We start from the raw sequence: 18,088 nt of genomic DNA on the forward strand, positions 1-18,088 counted from the left end.
TTAACGATGATCTGTCGCAAGGCGGCGTTCGAGCCACTGCGAATATTGCGAGATGCCGTAGCAGACGACGAAGAACAGGATCGAGGCGAACATGAACAGTTCCCAGTAGACCCCGTTCCAGTCCGTGGAGGCCAGGATCGGACCCCGGATCATCCCCACGATGTCGAACAGCGAAATCACCGAAACCAGCGTGGTGTCCTTGAACAGACCCACCGCGATGTTCACGATACCCGGGATCGAGATCTTCAGCGCCTGGGGCAGGATGATCAGGCGGATGGCCTGGGCATAGTCCAGCCCCAGCGAATCCGCCGCCTCGTACTGACCCTTGGGCAACGCGGCCAGTCCGCCGCGGATCACTTCGGCGATATAGGCCGAAGCGAACATGGTGATCATGATCACGACCCGCAGGAACAGGTCCACGGTGGATTCGGGCGGAAAGAAATAGGCCAGCATCACGCTTGCGACGAACAGCAGGGTGATCAGCGGCACACCGCGAATGAACTCGATAAAGACCACGCTGATGCCCTTGATCAGCGGCATGTTCGATTGCCGACCCAGCGCCAGCGCGATCCCGATGGGCAGCGACAGCGAAACACAGGTCACGCCCAGCATCAGGTTCAACATGAAGCCGCCCAAATCCCGGCTGGGGATGGCTTCCAGCATCGCGGAGCTGGAGGCGTCCTCCGGAATGAGAGCGCCGCCGATGAACCAGATGATCAGCGCAGCGGCGATCCCGCCAAAGAACCCTTTGGCGAAACTGCTTTTCACGAAACGCGCATAGACAAAATAACCGACGACGAACCCGGCAAGCGCCAGCAATGGGGTCAGGATGGTCCCGCCCCAGATCAGCCAATAGGCGATGAACGGGTAGAGCCCGGTAAAGATCAGCAGCTTGCGCGGCAGATCGAAGAACAGGACCGGTGCGGCCGCGAGGAACAGCATCAGCAGCGCCAGGTTGGGCCGCCAGTAAAGCTCCGACGGATATTTGAAACCGTAGAGCAACTGGTGCCAACGGTCCGTCAGGACGGAGAAACAGGCGGCGGACCTGCCGTCGAGGATTTCGCGGCAGGCAGCGAGGCTGTTGGTGTTCCAGATGCCGCCCAGGATCCAGGGCAGGGTCGATGACAGCAGCAGCCAGATCAGATAAATCGCGGCGATGGTCAGCAGCGCATTGGCCCAGGTGGGAAACAGATTGTCACGCACCCATTTGACTGGCCCTATCGCGGTCGAGGGCGGCGCAGCGGGCGGAATTGCGGTTTCCCGAACAAATGCGACGGATTCTGCGTGTGTGTCCGACATCTCAACGCTCCTTCAGCTTGGTGGCGTTGTTGTAGACGTTCATGAACGCCGAGATCAGAAGCGAGATCGTCAGGTAGAACAGCATCAGCAGCAGGACGCATTCGATGGCCCGACCGGTCTGGTTCAGGGTGATGCCGCCCAGCGTCGCGGTGACATCGGCATAGCCCACGGCAATTGCCAGCGACGAGTTCTTTGTGATGTTGAGGTACTGCGAAATCAGCGGCGGGATGATCACACGCAGCGCCTGTGGCAGCACCACGAGGTTCATGATCCGTCCCGGACGCAGACCCAGCGCCGCGGCGGCTTCGGTCTGGCCTTTGGAAACCGACAGGATGCCCGCGCGAACGTTTTCGGCGATGAAGGCACCGGTGTAGATGGACAGCGCGAACCACAGCGCGATCAGAGGCGCGCCGATCTTGATGCCGCCACCGAAGTTGAAACCCCTCAACTCGGGGTACTCAAGACCGATGGGCGACCCCAGGATGAAATACACCAGGATCGAAGGCAGCAGCAGGATCGCCAAGGACGGCCAGAGCATGGGCAGCAGGCGACCGGTGTCGTAAAGCAGCTTGGTGGCGTAGCGGCGGTAGATGAAAGCGCCGATGACCGACAGAACGAAGACGCCCAACACCACCAAGGACCCTGCCCCCCAGACCGGCGCGGGGATATAGACACCGCGGTTGGTAAAGGCGAAGGCGCCCAGCAGCATGGTTGAGGCCGGATCGTCCCCGCGGAACGCGCTGGGGGCGGGCATCGAGGCGGTCATCAGCGTGAAGATGATGATGATCCAGATCAGCACCGGGATGTTGCGGAATATCTCAACGTAGACCGCCATCAGTTTGCGCACGAGCCAATTGGGAGAAAGCCGCAGCACGCCGGCGATCACACCGAAGATCGTTGCGGTCAGACAGGCCAGAAAGGCAACCAGCAAGGTGTTCAGGATGCCGACGACGGCGGCACGCAAATGGCTTGAACGGCTCGAATAGTCGATCAGGGTCTGGTTGATATCGTAATTCGACGGATTGCCAAGAAAATCATACGAGATGTTCAGCCCGGCAGCCCTGAGATTCTGGATCAGGTTGTTGCCGAGATAGGCGATTGCCAGCGCCAGCAGCAGCGCCGCGATGGCCTGCAAGGTCAGCGACCGATAGCGCGTGTCGTTCAACAGCATAGAAAGCCGGAACGACTCCTTAGGAGGGTCGGTGAGTGTTGTCATCAGATTGTTCCCTGTGTCCCAGCCCTGTTTTTTTTGATGCGCCTTTGCGGCACGGTCGGCGGGGTCATTATTGGTCTTCCTGACGGCCCGAGGGCCGAAAGCTGAGAAGGGCGCGGAAATACTCCGCGCCCTTCGTCTGTTTTCTTACCGGAAGGGCGGGCTGTAAAGCAGGCCGCCGTCTGTCCACTGGGCGTTCAGCCCGCGTGCCAGACCGATGGGAGTGTCTTCGCCGATGTTCGTGGCAAAAATCTCACCGTAGTTGCCCTGGCTTTCGATTGCGCGCTTGGCCCAGTCCGCGTCGAGGCCCAGCATCTCGCCCAGCGTCCCCTCGGTGCCCAGAAGGCGCGCGATTTCGGGATTGGTGGTCGAAGATGCCATTTCGTTGACGTTGGCCGAGGACACACCCAGCTCTTCGGCAGAGATCAGCGCGTTCAGGGTCCAACGGACCACGTCGCCCCATTCGTTGTCGCCGTGACGGACCAGCGGGCCCAGCGGCTCTTTCGAAACGATCTCGGGCAGCAGGACGTGGTCGCCGGGGTTCTCGAACGCGGCGCGCGTCGCGGCCAGGCCGGATGCGTCTGTCGTGTAGACGTCGCAGGCACCGGCAAGGTACTGCTGTTGCGCTTCGGCGTTGGTTTCGATCGGAACCGGCTCGTAGCTGATGTTGTTCACGCGGAAGAAGTCCGCGAGGTTCAGCTCGGTGGTTGTGCCGGTCTGGATGCAGACGGTCGCGCCATCCAGATCCTTGGCCGAGGACACGCCAAGCGCCTTGGGTACCATGAAGCCCTGACCGTCGTAGTAGTTGACGCCGATAAAGTCGAATTTCAGGTCAACATCGCGGGAGAAGGTCCATGTGGTGTTACGTGCCAGCATGTCGATCTCGCCCGAGGCGAGCGCGGTGAAACGGGTCTTGCCGGTGGTCGGGACGAATTCGACAGCTGTCGCATCCCCCAGGACCGCAGCGGCGACTGCGCGGCAGACTGCGACGTCGAAGCCTTTCCATTCGCCGTTTGCATCCGGCGCGGCGAAACCGATCAGACCGGTCGTCACGCCACAGTTCAGTGTGCCACGTGCCTTGACGTCGTCAAGCGTGGCGGCACCGGCAGCACCGGCAGCCAGACCCGCAACGGTCAATGCACCGAAAATTGCAGATTTGTTCATTTTTACCTCTTCCTGATAATCCGCCACGTTCTGGACGGTTGATCCGACATGGCAATGCCGGAGGCGATACTGCGCAGGGTTTCCCGTACTCAGTGTAGGTCAATGTGGTAGGATTCCGCTCGAAAGGTCAAGGGTCCGGTCCGGACTTTTCGCCCGATAACGCCTCACGAAAACGCGGATCGCCCGGCTTTGCGGCTATTCCGCCTGGCACAATGCGAACATGCGCCATGCGTGCAGAAAGGCAGCCTTCTTGACTTCGGCCAGGGCTTCCGCAGCGTCATCCCGGCCCCATTGCTCGGCCTGCCACGCCTCGTCCAGACGGGAAATATCCCACAGCACCTCGATGTCGCGCGCCCCCATGGTCGCGGCAAAGCCCAGCACGAGAGACCCCGACAGGCTGACAAGATCGTGGAAGGCGGCCAATTCGAAGTTGTTCATCGCATGGGTCCGGCGACGCAGCACCTCCAGCGCATCGGGGTCCTGCGGCTGATGCATGATGCCCACGCGGGGTTCCAGCCGCGCGCCCAGCACCTCTGCCGCCCAGTCGAGCATGGGGTCCCAGTGCGCCTTCTGCCGCTTCACCAGTTCCTCGGGCGTGTCGGCGCGGTAGCACAATAGATCGCTGTCGCCATAGTCGGACAACATCTCTGCCACCTCGGCATGCTGGGACGCGACCTTGTCGATCGCGGAATTTGCGGTTCTCGTCACCGGCATCAGGTTGGGATCTATCACCCCCTCCTGCGCGTCCCATTCGGCGGCGACCGCCTTGGCCATCGCCTGTGTCGGCAGGATCAGCGGCTGTTTCGCGGGCGTCTTGACCGGGCGCCCGTCCAGTTCGACGGTATGCCCTTGCGGCGCGGGCACCACTGTCGCGTCCTTCCAGAACCTCTTGGCCTTCCAGTCGCTCATGCGGGCAGCCCCCAAATCTCGTCCAATGCGTCGGGCAGGTCTTCGAACCCGTCGATGACGCGGCGGGCACCGGTCAGGCGGGAGCGGTCGTGATAGCCCCAGCCAACGCCGACCCCCGACACCCCCGAGGCCTGCGCCATGTCCATGTCAAAGCTGGTGTCCCCCACCATCACGGCCCTGTCCGCGGTCACACCCGTCTCGGCCAAAGCCGCCAGCAGCATCGACGGATGCGGTTTCGACGGGTGGAAATCCGCACATTGCAAGGTCTGGAAAACGCCCTGCAACCGGTGGCCCTCGACCAATTTCTCCAAACCCCGTCTGGATTTGCCGGTTGCCACCCCCAGCAATACGTCATCGCGGGCGCGCAGCGCCTCCAGCGCCTCCAGCGCGCCGGAATAGAGCGGCGAGGATTGCGCCACGCCGGTGGTCGCGCGCAGATCCATGTAGGCGGCCTTGTACCCCTGCACCATTCGTGCGTGATCCCCCGCGCCCAGCATCGGCGCCAGAACCGTCATTGCAACGTCCAGCGAAAGACCGACGATACCCAGAACCTCGGCCCGGGGCGGGGCGGGCAAGGCCACCGTATCGAAAGCAGCGGCCATCGCCGCCACGATGTCGCCCTGACTGTCCACCAGCGTGCCATCCACGTCGAAGACAACCAGGCTGAGCGCGCGTCCGGTCATCCCCAGTCTTCCTCGAACGGGTCGTCCGGCACGTCTCCGGGCGACCATTGGAAGGTGTCCCAGGTCCGGGCCATATGTTCCGGCAACGGCGCGACCAGATTCAGGATCGCCTTGGTCACAGGATGCTCCACCGTCAGGCTGCGCGCATGCAGATGCAGCTTTTTCGAGATGTCGCCGCCCAGTTGCGCACCCCAGCCGTCACCGGGGTTTTCCTGGCCCGAGCCGCCGTATTTGCCATCCCCCACGATGGGGTGGCCGATCTCGGCCATATGCGCGCGCAGCTGGTGGGTGCGGCCCGTCACCGGGATCAGCGCGGCCCAGCAGGTCCGGCTACCCGCCTGCGCCAGCACGGCATAGTCGGTGGTGGCGCGTTTGGCGCCTTCGGTGCTGTCGATGTCAGCGGGATGGACCGCGATCATCTTCTCACCCTCACCCCGCGCGCCGTGCCCTGCAGCCTTGACCAGCCCGAACTTGATCTGTCCGTTCTTGGGATGCGGAACCCCGGCGATGGCGGCCCAGTAGATCTTGCGTGTTTCACGGTGCCGGAAATTGGCCGTCAACGCCTGTGCCACGGCCCGGGTCCGCGCCATGATCAAGACGCCCGATGTGTCCTTGTCCAGGCGGTGCACAAGGCGCGGCTTTTCATCCAGATCGAACATCAGCGCCTCGGCCAGCGCATCCACATGCCTGTCCGACTGGCCCGATCCCCCCTGCACCGGCAGGCCCGGCGGCTTGTTCAGCGCGATCACGTGATCGTCGCGATAGATCACGCAGGACCGGATGAATTTGGCCTCCGCATCGCTGATCCGGGTGCGTTTGGGCGGCGGCGGAGCTTCTCCGTCGGGCAGCGGCGGAATGCGCACCTGCTGGCCGACCTCCAACCGGGTCGCGCCCTTGACCCGACCGCCATCGACACGGATTTCGCCCTTGCGGCACATCTTTTCGACGCGGCCCTGCGATATTTGCGGAAAGCGTCGCTTGAACCAGCGGTCCAGGCGCTGGTCGCCCTCGCCTTCTTCCACGGTCAATGTCTGTACACGGCTCATCCGAATGCCCCCCGCGCAAGCCAGAGCCCCAGCATAAGCGCACCTATCGACAGGATCACCGAAGCCCCGATGTAGAGCCCCGCCAGCCCGAACGCCTGCCGTTCGATCAGCGTGACGGTCTCAAGCGAAAAGGCCGAGAAGGTGGTGAAACCGCCCAGCATGCCGGTCATGACAAGGGGAGAATAGTGGGTCAGCCCCTTTTGCGCGGCGAAGACCACGAAGACCCCCATCAGGAAGGACCCGACGATATTGACCGTGACGATGGCCAGCGGAAATTCCTGCGGCCCCGTCAGGCGCAGGATGGCCACGCCGGACAGGAACCGCAACGCGGCTCCGATAGCGCCGCCGAGCGCGACAAGGGACAAGGTCGAGATCATGGCGCGTCTGTCACGCTTTGCGCGGGGATTGTCAAGAATTCAGGCCCGGACAGGGGATTTGCGCGTGATCGAGACCTTTTTCCAGCAACCCGCGCCAGTCCGTGACACTCTGCGCCAGTCGTTGTCAGGATCACCCGACGCCCTGCAGCGCCGAAACCCGATGGACGTCCGAGAACGAAGACATGTCATGGAAGATATGTCAAAAAAGACATGTCTTCCATGACATGTCTTCGCTGCTGATACGGCATCGTCATACTTGGTGCCGGTCAGCCCGTACCGCCCCGCTTGCTGCGCAGCTTCGCGAAGTAGTCCAACCGTTTCTTCAGCTCCCGCTCGAATCCCCGCTCGACCGGGGCATACAGCGACTGCCGCGCCACCCCTTCGGGAAAGTAATCCTGCCCGGAAAACCCGTCTTCGGCATCGTGGTCATAGGCATAGCCATCGCCATATCCCTGTTCCTTCATCATCTTGGTGGGCGCGTTCAAGATATGCTTGGGCGGCGGGGCCGATCCGGTTTCCTTCGCCGCACGCCGCGCGCCCTTGTAGGCGACATAGGCCGCGTTCGACTTGGGCGCGAGCGCGAGATAAGTCACCGCCTGCGCCAGCGCGAGTTCTCCTTCGGGGCTGCCCAGCCGCTCGAAGGTTTCCCAGGATTGCAGGCAGACCGCCTGCGCCTGCGGGTCGGCCAGGCCGATGTCCTCTACCGCCATGCGGGTAATCCGCCGCGCCAGATAACGCGGGTCCTCGCCCCCCTCCAGCATTCGTGCGAACCAGTAGAGCGCCGCATCCGGGTCCGATCCGCGCACCGATTTATGCAGGGCCGAGATCAGGTTGTAATGGGCATCTCCGCTCTTGTCGTATTGCGCCGCGCGCCGCATCAGCCGCGCCGCCAATGAGGCCCTGTCCAGCTTGCCGTCCACCTTCCAGGCGACCAGTTGCTCGATCAGGTTCAGAAGGGCGCGGCCATCGCCATCGGCCATTTCGAGCAGCGCCGTGCGCGCATCGGGATGCAGGGGAAGGTCGACACCCAACTCATGCTCGGCCCGTTGCGCCATCTGCTCCAGCTCTTCTGTCGACAGCCGTTCCAGGACCATCACCTGCGCGCGCGACAGGACCGCCGCATTCAATTCGAAGCTGGGGTTCTCGGTGGTCGCCCCCACCAGAAGGATCGTGCCATCCTCCATATGCGGCAGGAACCCGTCCTGCTGTGCCTTGTTGAAACGATGGATCTCGTCCACGAACAGCAGCGTGCCCTGCCCCTGTCGGCGCCGCAGCTTGGCCGCGTCGAACACCTTGCGCAGCTCCGGCACACCGCTGAAAATGGCGCTGATCTGGACGAAATGCAGGTCCGTCTCATCCGCCAGCAGGCGCGCGATGGTGGTCTTGCCGACCCCCGGCGGCCCCCAGAAGATCAGCGAGGACAGCGCACCCGACGACAGCATCACCGACAGCGGCGCATCGCGGCCGAGAATGCTCTGCTGACCGATGACCTCGGTCAGGGCGCGGGGCCGTAACCGGTCCGCCAGGGGCCGGTGGCCGCTGCCGGTGTCCTCGGGCGCATCGCCGGTATCGAACAGGTCCGGCACGGATCAGACCCGAAACCGCAGCAGACTGCGCCGGTCGCCGCGCTGGATCAGGATCTCGAACCGGCGCAGGTCTCCGCCGAACAGCGCCTCCAGGTCCGCCGGTCGCGCCACCTGGGCCCCGTTCACCGACAACACAAGGTCGCCCTTGCGTAGACCGACCCGGGGACCGAACCGGCCCGGATCCAGCACGACGACCCCTTCCGCCTCCAGCGGCAGGTTCAGTTCGGCGATCACGGCCGGGTTGACCCGTGCGATCCGCAGGGCAGGCAGGACGCTGCGCGCGGGCAGCACCGCCTCCTCGCGCGGGGGCACGTCGGGCGGGCCGATCAGGGCGACCTCAACCTCCTGATCCGCGCCATCCCGACGGAAGCGTACCGGCGTGCGGCTGCCCATGCCAGCGACGCTCATCCGGTAGACCATCTCGTTGGGCGTATGCACCGGTTGATCGCCCACATGGGTAATGACGTCACCCACTTGCAGCCCGGCCGAAAGGAACGGGCTGGCCTCATGCAGTCCTGAAATGATGATACCGCCCGCCCGATCCAGCCCCAACGGCCCGGCCATATCGTTATCCACCGGCTGCCCGCTGATCCCCGCCCAGGGACGGGCAAAGGCCACCTCGCCCCCCCGCGCCTGCGTGACAAAGGCGGCCACGAGGTCGGCAGGGATGGCAAAGCCGATGCCGTTGGACCCGCCCGACCGGGTCAGGATGGAGGTGTTGATCCCGATCAGCCGCCCCTGCATGTCGATCAGTGCCCCGCCGGAATTGCCGGGGTTGATCGGCGCATCGGTCTGGATAAAGTAACCCAACCCCGAGTTGCCCCCGCCCGCGCCCGACCGCGCAAGGCCTGACACGATGCCACTGCTTACGGTCTGACCCACACCGAAAGGGTTGCCGATTGCAAGAGCCAGCTCGCCCACCTCCACCGTCTCGCTGTCGCGCAGGTCGAGATAAGGCAGCGGCTCATTGGCGTCGATCTTGAGGATCGCCAGATCCGCCTCAGCGTCGCCCAGCAACACCTTTGCCGAATATTCGCGGCGGTCGTTCAGCACCACGCGAATTTCGGTCGCCATGCCGACCACATGATAGTTGGACACGACGATCCCGTCTTCGGACAGGATCACACCGGACCCGAGCGAGTTCTGCACTCTCGGGCGTTCGGAAAAGGGATCGCGGAAAAATCGTTCAAAGAACGGGTCGCTTTGCAGCGGGGTGCGGCGGGGTGCGGCCATGATCTTGGCGTAGATGTTCACCACCGCCGGGGTCGCCTGTTTCACCAGCGGCACGAAGCTGAGCTGCATCTGCGCGGCGGATTGCGGCACCTGCTGCGACAGCGCGGGCGCCGCGACGAGGGCAAGGATCATCAACAGATATCTCATGCCCCAGATATGCGCGGCGGGGGCGGAATGCGCAACTCCCCCGCTCTTTTCGGCAGCGAATATCCCCGTCCTACGGCAACAAAAAACCCCGCCGAGGGCGGGGCTTTCTATGCGCTGATTGCGAAAGATCTTATTCCGCGGCTTCTTCCGCTGCCAGGCGGGCCTTGTCGGCGGCACCCTTGGCATCGCGGTCGCGGTCGACGAATTCAATGATCGCCATCGGCGCCATGTCGCCATAGCGGAAACCCGCCTTGAGAACGCGCACGTAACCGCCCTGGCGGTCCTTGTAGCGCGGGCCGAGAACGTCGAACAGTTTCGCCACATAGGCGTCCTGCTTGAGCTTCGCGGCCGCCTGGCGGCGGGCGTGAAGGTCGCCGCGCTTGGCCAGGGTGATCATCTTTTCGATGATCGGACGCAGTTCTTTTGCCTTGGGCAGGGTCGTTTTGATCTGCTCATGTTCGATGAGCGAGCCGGCCATGTTCGACCAGAGCGCCTTGCGGTGCTCATGTGTGCGGTTCAGGCGGCGGTATCCACGTGCGTGACGCATATTTATTCTCCTAATGTGCCCTCTACGGGCGGTTTTGCTTTGTCCGGCTGGCGTGCGTAGCGCCAGCTCTCCTTGGGGTCAGCGTCATCCGGAGGGAGCCGCGTAACCCGGTAGTTGTCCGCCCTCGGGCGGGCAATGAAAGGGCAGGATGCCCGGGGTGCAAGGTGCGCAATGAATGCGCACCCTACGGGTTCTTAAAAGTTGTCTTCGAACTTCTTGGCCAGGTCTTCGATGTTGTCTGGCGGCCAGTCCTCGACGTCCATGCCAAGGTGCAGACCCATGCCGGACAACACTTCCTTGATCTCGTTCAGGGACTTGCGGCCAAAGTTCGGCGTGCGCAGCATCTCTGCTTCGGTCTTCTGAATCAGATCGCCGATGTAGACAATGTTGTCGTTCTTCAGGCAGTTCGCGGAACGTACCGAAAGCTCCAGCTCGTCCACTTTCTTGAGCAGCAACGGGTTGAATTCCAGCCCGTCGTCGTCGTCCTGACGGGAGGCGCTTTCCGGCTCGTCGAAGTTGACGAAGATGCCCAGCTGGTCCTGCAGGATACGCGCGGCGAAAGCCACCGCATCATCCGGAGTGATCGACCCGTCTGTTTCCACCTTCATGGTCAGCTTGTCATAATCCAGCACCTGGCCCTCGCGGGTGGGCTGCACGTCATAGCTGACTTTCTTGACCGGGGAATAGATCGCGTCGATCGGGATCAGGCCGATCGGTGCATCCTCGGGCTTGTTCTTGTCGGCAGAGACATAGCCCTTGCCGGTGTTGACGGTCAGTTCCATGTAGACATCCGCACCATCGTCGAGGTGACAGATGACGTGATCGCGGTTCAGGATCTCGATGCCGGCGGATTCGCTGATGTCGCCCGCGGTGACGACGCCGGGCCCCTTGGCCGAGATCGACAGGCGCTTGGGCCCTTCGACTTCCATGCGGATCGACACGCCCTTGAGGTTCAGCACGATGTCGGTGACATCTTCGCGGACACCGGCAACCGAAGAGAATTCGTGCAGCACGTTGTCAATCTGCACAGAGGTAATGGCCGCCCCCTGAAGGGAGGACATCAGAACGCGGCGCAGCGCGTTGCCCATTGTCAGGCCAAAGCCCCGCTCCAGCGGTTCGGCGACCACGGTGGCCTGCCGCGCGGGGTCGTTGCCCGGCTTGACGTCAAGCTGCTGCGGCTTGATCAACTCGGCCCAGTTCTTGTGGATCATGTGTCCCTCCATCCTTGTATCTGCCGCATGTCCGGTCGGCTGATACGCTCGAGGTTTAAGTAAAGCGGTATGGGGCCGCGCGAAAACACGCAGCCCCGTCAAAATACAGATGCTTAGACGCGGCGGCGCTTGGGCGGACGGCAGCCGTTGTGGGCCATCGGGGTCACATCACGGATCGACGTGATGTTGAAACCGGCAGCCGCCAGGGCGCGCAGGGCGCTCTCACGGCCGGAGCCGGGCCCCTGAACTTCGACTTCAAGGGTCTTGACGCCGTGTTCCTGTGCCTTGCGGCCTGCGTCCTCGGCAGCCATCTGGGCTGCGTAGGGGGTGGACTTCCGAGAGCCCTTGAAACCGCATGTCCCGGCGGACGACCAGCTGATCGCATTGCCCTGGACGTCGGAGATCAGGATCTTGGTGTTGTTGAAGCTCGAATTCACATGCGCCACGCCTGCGGCGATGTTCTTGGAGACCTTGCGCTTGGTGCGGGTACGATCGCGTGCCATGTTCTCAGCCCTCCCTTATTTCTTCTTGCCGGCAATGGCCTTTGCGGGGCCTTTGCGGGTGCGTGCGTTTGTATGGGTGCGCTGGCCACGGACCGGCAGGTTGCGGCGGTGGCGCAGGCCACGGTAGCAGCCCAGGTCCATCAGGCGCTTGACGTTCATCTGCACGTCACGGCGCAGGTCGCCTTCGACAGTGTAGTTTTCGTCGATGTATTCGCGCACTTTCAGGACTTCCGCGTCGCTGAGTTCGTTGACCCGGCGGGTCAGGTCGATACCGACCGCTTCGCAGATCGCGCGGGCGGAGGCGTTACCGATACCGGTGATATAGGTGAGGGCGATGGGAACCCGCTTTGCAGTCGGGATGTTAACGCCGGCAATACGTGCCACGTGTCATATTCCTTTTCGTTGCGAGCCCGTGATGCCGGGCCCTTTTTTCACAACATAAGCCCGATGCGTTTTGGGCGCGTCGGGCCTGGCTGATCAGGTGATCTTGCGGCACGGGTGCGACCCGAAACCACAAATTGATTCTCTTTCGAGATAGCGCTGACTATGGGGTTTTGGCCAAGCCGTCAACCCATGCCGGACGGTTCGCAGAAGGTGTCGTTTCCTTCGAAAAAACCGGTCAGGATTCTCGCAGGTTCCGACCCCGGATCAGGCGTCGAGCAATCCGGCGATCTCGCCCTGCACCGCGTCGATGCTGCCCAATCCGTCCACTGCGCTCAGCATATCCTTGGCATAGTAATAGCCGATCAGGGGCGACGTCTGCTTGTAATAGGCCAGCAGCCGGATCTTCAGGCTTTCGGCATTGTCGTCTGCACGCACGGGCTCGCCCGCTGCACGGGCCTCTTCGGCACGGCCGACGATACGGTCCACCAGCACCTCGTCGTTGACCCGCAACTCGATTACCCGGTCGATCTCCTGGCCCTGTTCCGCCATCAGCCGGTTCAGCGCATCCGCCTGTTCCAGCGTGCGGGGGAAGCCATCAAAGATGAACCCGCCCTTGTTGTCGCCTTCCAGCTTTTCGCGGATCAGGCCGATCACGATCTCGTCGGTTACCAGATCGCCGCGGGCCATGACGTCCGCTACCATCTTGCCCATTTCGGTGCCCGAATCCTTGGCTTCGCGCAGCATGTCACCGGTGGACAGCTGGACCATGTTCCGGGTTTCGACCAGGTGACGTGCTTGTGTGCCTTTACCGGCGCCGGGCGGTCCAAGGAGAATAATGTTCATCGACGTACAGGGCTCCGTTTCTTGCGTGGTTTTCCTTTGCCGGCACCTTTACCGCGCAATTGCGATTTTTCCAGCAGACCTTCGTACTGGTGCGCCAGAAGATGACTTTGCACCTGCTGGATCGTGTCCATCGTGACCGATACAACAATCAGTACCGAGGTGCCGCCGAAGTAGAAGGGGATCGCAAACTGTCCGCGCAGGACCTCGGGCAGGACACAGACCAGGGCCAGGTAGGCCGAGCCAAGCACCAGAACCCGGTTCACGACATATTCCAGGTATTCGGCTGTCTTCTTGCCCGGTCTGATGCCCGGAACGAACCCGTTCTGGCTTTTCAGGTTTTCCGCGACATCATCGGGTTTGAAGCTGACGTTGAAGGTATAGAAATAGGCGAAGAAGACGATCATCGCCACGAAGAACAGCAGGTAGAGCGGCTGCCCCGGGCCGAAGTTCGCCAGCAGGAGCGACATCACCGGCCCCGTGGAATTGCCCGAGAACGTGCTGATCGTCACCGGCAGCAGCAGCAGCGACGAGGCGAAAATCGCCGGGATCACGCCCGCCGGGTTCACCTTGACCGGCAGATGGCTGGACCCGCCATCATACATCTTCATCCCGACCTGGCGGCGGGGGTACTGGATGTGGATCTTGCGCAGTGCGCGTTCCATGAAGACGACAAACATGATCGTCAGGACGACCATCAGCAGGACACCGACAATCACCGCCGGGCTGATCGCCCCCGACCGGCCGGAAGCAAAGAACTGGGCAATCGCGGCGGGCACTTCGGCGATGATGCCGACGAAGATGATCAATGAGATGCCATTGCCGATCCCGCGGGAGGTGATCTGTTCACCCAGCCACATCAGGAACATGGTGCCGCCGACCAGCGTGATCATGCAGGCAATGCGGAAGTAAAGCCCCGGATCCGCGGCGATATCGCCGGCCTCCAGGCTGACCGCCAGCCCGTAGGCCTGCAATGTTGCCAGCGCCACGGTGCCGTACCGCGTGTACTGGTTGATTTTCTTGCGCCCCTGTTCGCCCTCTTTCTTGAGCTGCTCAAGAGCAGGCACCATCGAGGTCATCAGCTGAACGATGATCGAGGCGGAAATATAAGGCATGATGCCAAGGGCAAAGATGCCCATCCGCCCCAGCGCGCCGCCTGTGAACATGGACACCATGCCACCGATCCCCTGCCCCGCGCTTTCCATGAAATCGCGCAGCGCCTGGCCGTCGATCCCCGGCACCGGAATGAAGGTGCCCAACCGGTAGACGATCAGCAAACCCAGCGTGAACAGGATCCGGTTGCGCAGGTCTGTCGCCTTGCCCAATGCGGACCAGCTGGTGTTGGCGGCCATGTTTTCGACGGCTGATACCATGAGGGGTCTCTTTTTTTGCTATGCAAACGCCGCCCCGACCGTTTTCCGGCGGGCGGCGTTCTGGGAAAACTCGAAGAAACATGTAAGCGGGTCGCTGCCCGCCCACAAGCCTTGAGGACCGATTACTCGGCCGAAGCCGCCGCCGCGGGCGCGGTGACGGTCACGGAACCGCCCGCCTTTTCCACAGCTTCGACAGCCGACTTTGACGCGCCTGCGACGTGCAGGTCGATCTTGGACGTAATGTCGCCCTTGGCCAGAACGCGGATGCCGTCCAGGCTGCGGCGGACAAGGCCGGAAGCGACCAGCGCATCGGAGTCGATCGCCTTGCCTGCGTCCAGTTTCTTCGCGTCGATGAATTTCTGGATCAGGCCCAGGTTCACAACGGCAAAGCTCTTGCGGTTCGGCTTGTTGAAGCCACGCTTGGGCAGACGCTGGTAGAGCGGCATCTGGCCGCCTTCGTAGCCCTTGATCGCCACGCCGGAGCGGGACTTCTGACCCTTGATACCACGGCCACCCATCTTGCCCTTGCCGGAGCCGGGGCCGCGACCGACGCGCATCCGCTTCTTGGCGGCACCGGGATTGTCGGAAAGTTCGTTCAGTTTCATGTCGCTTCTCCTTTTGCCGGAATTGGCCCCCAGCGACGGGAGCGGCCAAACGCGGCGTTCACGAATCTCAGGCGGACACGGCATGCGTCCACCGGGCGCGTATAGACGAGCCCCGCCGCAGGATCAAGCGGGGTCAACAGTCCCCCCGCGCGACCCGGTCATCATAGCCTGCGCGCCACAACAAAGTGACCGGGCGGCGAGGCCGGATAATCCCCCGTCTCGATGATCTCGAACCCGGCCTCTTCGATGGCGCGGTCCGGATCGGCGATCCTGAGAAAGCGGACAAACGGCGCCTTGCCGGTCAGCCGGATCATGCCAGGCACATGGGTGTGGCCGCCGAACGCATATCGCCGGCCACCTGGCTTGTGGCGCACCGAGAGATGCACATCAATCCGCGCATCCGGCTGGTGTTCGACTTTCCCGCCGATCACCTGCCACGCCGACACCTCTCGACACGGCGGGGCGGCGCGGTATCCTGCCCCGACATCCTTTTCCCGGAGTATACCCGATGCCGCTACGCCCGCTCGATATCGACCCTGCGCTTTGCCTGATCAATGGCCAGTGGCAACCCCCCGCAGGTGGCGAGGCCTTGCCGCTGACAAACCCGTCGGACGGCAGCCCCCTTTGCGACATTGCGCGGGGCAAGGCGGAGGATGTCGACCGCGCCGTCGCGGCCGCAACGGCGGCACATGCCGGGGCCTGGGGCCGCGCCACAGCGGTCGAACGCGGGCGCATACTGTCGCGGATCGGCGCGCTGGTGCTAGAACACGCCGACGCGTTGGCGCGGCTTGAGGCGCTGGACGTGGGCAAGCCCCTGAAACAGGCCCTTGCGGACGTCAACGCCCTGGCCCGCTACATGGAATTCTACGCCGGTGCCGTGGACAAGCTGCACGGGACGACGATCCCTTATCTCGACGGGTACACCGTCTATACCCTGCGCGAGGCGCATGGCGTCACCGGGCACATCATCCCCTGGAACTACCCGATGCAGATCATCGGCAGATCGGTGGGTGCGGCGCTGGCCACCGGCAACGCGGCTGTCCTGAAACCCGCGGAGGAAGCCTGCCTGACCGCGCTCGCCTTTGGCGAACTGGCGCGGCGGGCGGGTCTGCCGGACGGTGCGCTGAACGTGGTGCCCGGACTGGGGGCCGAAGCGGGCGCGGCGCTGGCTGGCCATCCGGGGGTGAACCACGTCTCTTTCACCGGCTCGGTCGGGGTCGGCAAGCTGATCCAGAAGGCGGCGGGCAACAACGTGGTGCCGGTCACGCTGGAGTTGGGGGGCAAATCCCCGCAACTGGTATTTGACGATGCAGACATCGACGCGGCGCTGCCTTTCCTTGTCAACGCGGGAATCCAGAATGCGGGGCAGACCTGCTCGGCCTCTTCCCGCATTCTCGTCCAGCGCGGCGTCTATGACCGGGTGGTCAGCGCAATGGCCGAACGCTATGCCGCGCTGCGGGTCGGGCCCGCACTGGACGATCTGGACGTGGGGCCGCTGATCTCGGCCCGCCAACAGGACATCGTAAAAGGTTTCATCGCCCGCGGCACGGACCTGGAGGTGGCCGCACAGGCGCGGCTGGGTGATCTGCCCGACGCGGGGGCTTACGTGGCGCCGACCCTGTTTGCCGGAGTGAAGGCGGATCACCCGCTGGCGCAGGACGAGATTTTCGGCCCCGTGCAGGTCATCATCCCCTTCGAGGACGAGGCCGAGGCACTGGCCATCGCCAACGGTACGGATTACGGGCTTGTGGCGTCCGTTTGGACACGGGACGGCGCGCGGCAGATGCGGCTGGCCCGCGCGTTGCGCTCGGGGCAGGTCTTTGTGAACAATTATGGCGCCGGGGGCGGCGTGGAGCTGCCTTTTGGCGGAACAGGCCTGTCGGGTCATGGCCGCGAAAAGGGATTCGAGGCGCTGTACGGGTTTACGTCGCTCAAGACCGTGGCGGCCTTTCACGGTTAGAACCCCAGCACTCGCGTCAGTCTAAGCCGCGCCGCGGCATGGTAAAGGATGATCGGGCCGATGATACCGACCGCCATGGTGGCCACAAGGTGTATCGGCAGGTTCGTCACGCCCGCGACGATCAGCACCTCCCGCAGACCTGCGGAGAAAATCGTGTGCGCAAGGTAGATCGGCATCGAAAGCCCGCCCAGCAGGGCCAGCCCGGCCAGTGCGGCACCGGGCCGGTCCCCAGCAGCGGCGCAGACCGCCGTGATCGCCAGCCACAGCAAAAGCAGGATCACCATGGTCAGCGGCAGCGGCGGATAGGGCACCGCGGCACGACCGATCAACACCACCGCCGCAATGAGGGCCACTGGCGCCACCCATAGCGGCGGGCGCAACCCGACCAGCCCGGCGCAGGCCAGCCCGCCCAGAAAAAAGGGGAGATGATGCACCGCCGCACCGAACAGCGCCGATGGCAGCTCGACCCAAGGCATCGCGAAACCCAGCGCAAGCGCCGCGCCGCCCATGGCCAGCCGGAAACCCGTGCTCCGCAGGTGCGCGGCGGACAGCGGCTGCAAGAGCAGGATCAGGGCAATCTGGATCAGGAAAAGCGCCCAGAGAAACCAGAAATGCGCATAGGGTGGCAGCGGGATCACCGGGAAATCGCTCAGGCTGGTCGGCGTGTTCTGAAGATCGCCCACCACAACCTTGGTGCCAAAGAAAATCCAGGTCCAGATCACCATCGGCCAGAGCAGGCGAATGACCCTGTTGATCATCAGAGCGCCAACCGGCCTGCGCAGCGCGCTGACAAACAGCAGAGCAGAAAGAAAGAAGAAAAGCGGCATGTGAAAGGCATAGATCGCGTTGTCGATCAGCCGGTACATCCCCTGGGATATCGCAAGGCCCGCATCGAAGGCGCCACGCCAGACATGCCCGAAGACGACCAAAAGAATGCCAACGCCCTTCGCAACATCCAACGCGAGGATCCGCATCTCCAAAAACCTTCACTCAGAACGAACCGACCAC

20 protein-coding genes are annotated in these 18,088 nt (G+C 63.2%); 2 read left to right on the top strand and 18 right to left on the bottom strand.

What is annotated here, in order from left to right; translation table 11 throughout:
• The 17 genes from FIU94_RS02780 to FIU94_RS20830 all read right to left on the bottom strand — a co-directional run bounded on the left by FIU94_RS02780 (window position 1) and on the right by FIU94_RS20830 (window position 15,434).
• Window positions 1–1,299, bottom strand: coding sequence for an amino acid ABC transporter permease (locus tag FIU94_RS02780; protein WP_152464327.1), 1,299 nt, complete (start codon window positions 1,297–1,299; stop codon window positions 1–3).
• Window position 1,300: 1 nt separating this feature from the next.
• Window positions 1,301–2,515, bottom strand: a complete 1,215-nt coding sequence (locus FIU94_RS02785) for an amino acid ABC transporter permease (RefSeq protein ID WP_152464328.1) — start codon at window positions 2,513–2,515, stop codon at window positions 1,301–1,303.
• A gap of 144 nt (window positions 2,516–2,659) precedes the next feature.
• Window positions 2,660–3,676 carry an amino acid ABC transporter substrate-binding protein gene (locus FIU94_RS02790; RefSeq protein ID WP_152464329.1) on the bottom strand — a complete coding sequence of 339 codons (1,017 nt, stop codon included), beginning with the start codon at window positions 3,674–3,676 and terminating at the stop codon, window positions 2,660–2,662.
• A 195-nt stretch (window positions 3,677–3,871) separates the two neighbouring features.
• Complete coding sequence (locus FIU94_RS02795) at window positions 3,872–4,585, bottom strand: ATP12 family chaperone protein (RefSeq protein WP_152464330.1); 714 nt, start codon at window positions 4,583–4,585, stop codon at window positions 3,872–3,874.
• Window positions 4,582–5,268, bottom strand: coding sequence for an HAD-IA family hydrolase (locus FIU94_RS02800; RefSeq protein ID WP_152464331.1), 687 nt, complete (start codon window positions 5,266–5,268; stop codon window positions 4,582–4,584). The genes FIU94_RS02795 and FIU94_RS02800 overlap by 4 nt, the downstream gene beginning before the upstream one ends.
• The gene (locus tag FIU94_RS02805; RefSeq protein ID WP_152464332.1) at window positions 5,265–6,314 is read right to left on the bottom strand and encodes an RluA family pseudouridine synthase; all 1,050 of its coding nucleotides are present in this window, start codon (window positions 6,312–6,314) and stop codon (window positions 5,265–5,267) included. The genes FIU94_RS02800 and FIU94_RS02805 overlap by 4 nt, the downstream gene beginning before the upstream one ends.
• Window positions 6,311–6,691, bottom strand: coding sequence for a fluoride efflux transporter CrcB (crcB, locus tag FIU94_RS02810; protein ID WP_152464333.1), 381 nt, complete (start codon window positions 6,689–6,691; stop codon window positions 6,311–6,313). The genes FIU94_RS02805 and crcB overlap by 4 nt, the downstream gene beginning before the upstream one ends.
• Before the next feature lie 266 nt (window positions 6,692–6,957).
• On the bottom strand, window positions 6,958–8,277 hold the full coding sequence (locus FIU94_RS02815; RefSeq protein WP_152464334.1) for a replication-associated recombination protein A: 1,320 nt from the start codon (window positions 8,275–8,277) through the stop codon (window positions 6,958–6,960).
• 3 nt (window positions 8,278–8,280) lie between these two features.
• Window positions 8,281–9,657: a trypsin-like peptidase domain-containing protein gene (locus tag FIU94_RS02820; protein WP_152464335.1), complete on the bottom strand. Its 1,377-nt coding sequence runs from the start codon at window positions 9,655–9,657 to the stop codon at window positions 8,281–8,283.
• A gap of 130 nt (window positions 9,658–9,787) precedes the next feature.
• Window positions 9,788–10,204: a 50S ribosomal protein L17 gene (gene rplQ / locus FIU94_RS02825; protein ID WP_152464336.1), complete on the bottom strand. Its 417-nt coding sequence runs from the start codon at window positions 10,202–10,204 to the stop codon at window positions 9,788–9,790.
• Between the two features lie 194 nt (window positions 10,205–10,398).
• On the bottom strand, window positions 10,399–11,415 hold the full coding sequence (locus tag FIU94_RS02830; RefSeq protein ID WP_152464337.1) for a DNA-directed RNA polymerase subunit alpha: 1,017 nt from the start codon (window positions 11,413–11,415) through the stop codon (window positions 10,399–10,401).
• 113 nt (window positions 11,416–11,528) lie between these two features.
• Window positions 11,529–11,918, bottom strand: a complete 390-nt coding sequence (gene rpsK, locus FIU94_RS02835; RefSeq protein WP_071969871.1) for a 30S ribosomal protein S11 — start codon at window positions 11,916–11,918, stop codon at window positions 11,529–11,531.
• A 15-nt stretch (window positions 11,919–11,933) separates the two neighbouring features.
• Window positions 11,934–12,302: a 30S ribosomal protein S13 gene (gene rpsM, locus FIU94_RS02840; protein WP_152464338.1), complete on the bottom strand. Its 369-nt coding sequence runs from the start codon at window positions 12,300–12,302 to the stop codon at window positions 11,934–11,936.
• 264 nt (window positions 12,303–12,566) lie between these two features.
• Window positions 12,567–13,145: an adenylate kinase gene (locus FIU94_RS02845; RefSeq protein WP_152464339.1), complete on the bottom strand. Its 579-nt coding sequence runs from the start codon at window positions 13,143–13,145 to the stop codon at window positions 12,567–12,569.
• Entirely contained in the window at window positions 13,142–14,515 is a 1,374-nt protein-coding gene (gene secY, locus FIU94_RS02850) for a preprotein translocase subunit SecY (RefSeq protein ID WP_152464340.1), read from the bottom strand. The genes FIU94_RS02845 and secY overlap by 4 nt, the downstream gene beginning before the upstream one ends.
• A 122-nt stretch (window positions 14,516–14,637) precedes the next feature.
• Window positions 14,638–15,120 carry a 50S ribosomal protein L15 gene (rplO, locus tag FIU94_RS02855; protein ID WP_152464341.1) on the bottom strand — a complete coding sequence of 161 codons (483 nt, stop codon included), beginning with the start codon at window positions 15,118–15,120 and terminating at the stop codon, window positions 14,638–14,640.
• A gap of 161 nt (window positions 15,121–15,281) precedes the next feature.
• Entirely contained in the window at window positions 15,282–15,434 is a 153-nt protein-coding gene (locus tag FIU94_RS20830; protein WP_172975834.1) for a hypothetical protein, read from the bottom strand.
• 15 nt (window positions 15,435–15,449) lie between these two features.
• Between FIU94_RS20830 and FIU94_RS02860 the strand changes: the two genes are divergently transcribed.
• Window positions 15,450–15,671: a hypothetical protein gene (locus FIU94_RS02860; protein WP_152464342.1), complete on the top strand. Its 222-nt coding sequence runs from the start codon at window positions 15,450–15,452 to the stop codon at window positions 15,669–15,671.
• On the top strand, window positions 15,629–17,080 hold the full coding sequence (locus tag FIU94_RS02865) for an aldehyde dehydrogenase family protein (protein WP_152464343.1): 1,452 nt from the start codon (window positions 15,629–15,631) through the stop codon (window positions 17,078–17,080). Before FIU94_RS02860 ends, FIU94_RS02865 begins: the two co-directional genes overlap by 43 nt.
• Here FIU94_RS02865 and FIU94_RS02870 read toward each other — a convergent pair.
• Window positions 17,077–18,054 (bottom strand): acyltransferase family protein, encoded by a 978-nt coding sequence (locus FIU94_RS02870; RefSeq protein WP_152464344.1) that lies wholly within the window; start codon window positions 18,052–18,054, stop codon window positions 17,077–17,079. The genes FIU94_RS02865 and FIU94_RS02870 overlap by 4 nt on opposite strands.
• Between the last annotated feature and the right edge of the window lie 34 nt (window positions 18,055–18,088).

The sequence above is a fragment of the Sulfitobacter sp. THAF37 genome (genome assembly GCF_009363555.1).
In the GTDB taxonomy this organism is placed as follows: Bacteria; Pseudomonadota; Alphaproteobacteria; order Rhodobacterales; family Rhodobacteraceae; genus Sulfitobacter.

Coding starts and splice junctions, on each gene's coding strand:
- FIU94_RS02780 (WP_152464327.1), bottom strand. CDS start 1,299: ATGTCGGACACACACGCAGAATCCGTCGCATTTGTTCGGGAAACCGCA.
- FIU94_RS02785 (WP_152464328.1), bottom strand. CDS start 2,515: ATGACAACACTCACCGACCCTCCTAAGGAGTCGTTCCGGCTTTCTATG.
- FIU94_RS02790 (WP_152464329.1), bottom strand. CDS start 3,676: ATGAACAAATCTGCAATTTTCGGTGCATTGACCGTTGCGGGTCTGGCT.
- FIU94_RS02795 (WP_152464330.1), bottom strand. CDS start 4,585: ATGAGCGACTGGAAGGCCAAGAGGTTCTGGAAGGACGCGACAGTGGTG.
- FIU94_RS02800 (WP_152464331.1), bottom strand. CDS start 5,268: ATGACCGGACGCGCGCTCAGCCTGGTTGTCTTCGACGTGGATGGCACG.
- FIU94_RS02805 (WP_152464332.1), bottom strand. CDS start 6,314: ATGAGCCGTGTACAGACATTGACCGTGGAAGAAGGCGAGGGCGACCAG.
- crcB (WP_152464333.1), bottom strand. CDS start 6,691: ATGATCTCGACCTTGTCCCTTGTCGCGCTCGGCGGCGCTATCGGAGCC.
- FIU94_RS02820 (WP_152464335.1), bottom strand. CDS start 9,657: ATGAGATATCTGTTGATGATCCTTGCCCTCGTCGCGGCGCCCGCGCTG.
- rplQ (WP_152464336.1), bottom strand. CDS start 10,204: ATGCGTCACGCACGTGGATACCGCCGCCTGAACCGCACACATGAGCAC.
- FIU94_RS02830 (WP_152464337.1), bottom strand. CDS start 11,415: ATGATCCACAAGAACTGGGCCGAGTTGATCAAGCCGCAGCAGCTTGAC.
- rpsK (WP_071969871.1), bottom strand. CDS start 11,918: ATGGCACGCGATCGTACCCGCACCAAGCGCAAGGTCTCCAAGAACATC.
- FIU94_RS02845 (WP_152464339.1), bottom strand. CDS start 13,145: ATGAACATTATTCTCCTTGGACCGCCCGGCGCCGGTAAAGGCACACAA.
- secY (WP_152464340.1), bottom strand. CDS start 14,515: ATGGTATCAGCCGTCGAAAACATGGCCGCCAACACCAGCTGGTCCGCA.
- rplO (WP_152464341.1), bottom strand. CDS start 15,120: ATGAAACTGAACGAACTTTCCGACAATCCCGGTGCCGCCAAGAAGCGG.
- FIU94_RS20830 (WP_172975834.1), bottom strand. CDS start 15,434: ATGATCCGGCTGACCGGCAAGGCGCCGTTTGTCCGCTTTCTCAGGATC.
- FIU94_RS02865 (WP_152464343.1), top strand. CDS start 15,629: ATGCCGCTACGCCCGCTCGATATCGACCCTGCGCTTTGCCTGATCAAT.
- FIU94_RS02870 (WP_152464344.1), bottom strand. CDS start 18,054: ATGCGGATCCTCGCGTTGGATGTTGCGAAGGGCGTTGGCATTCTTTTG.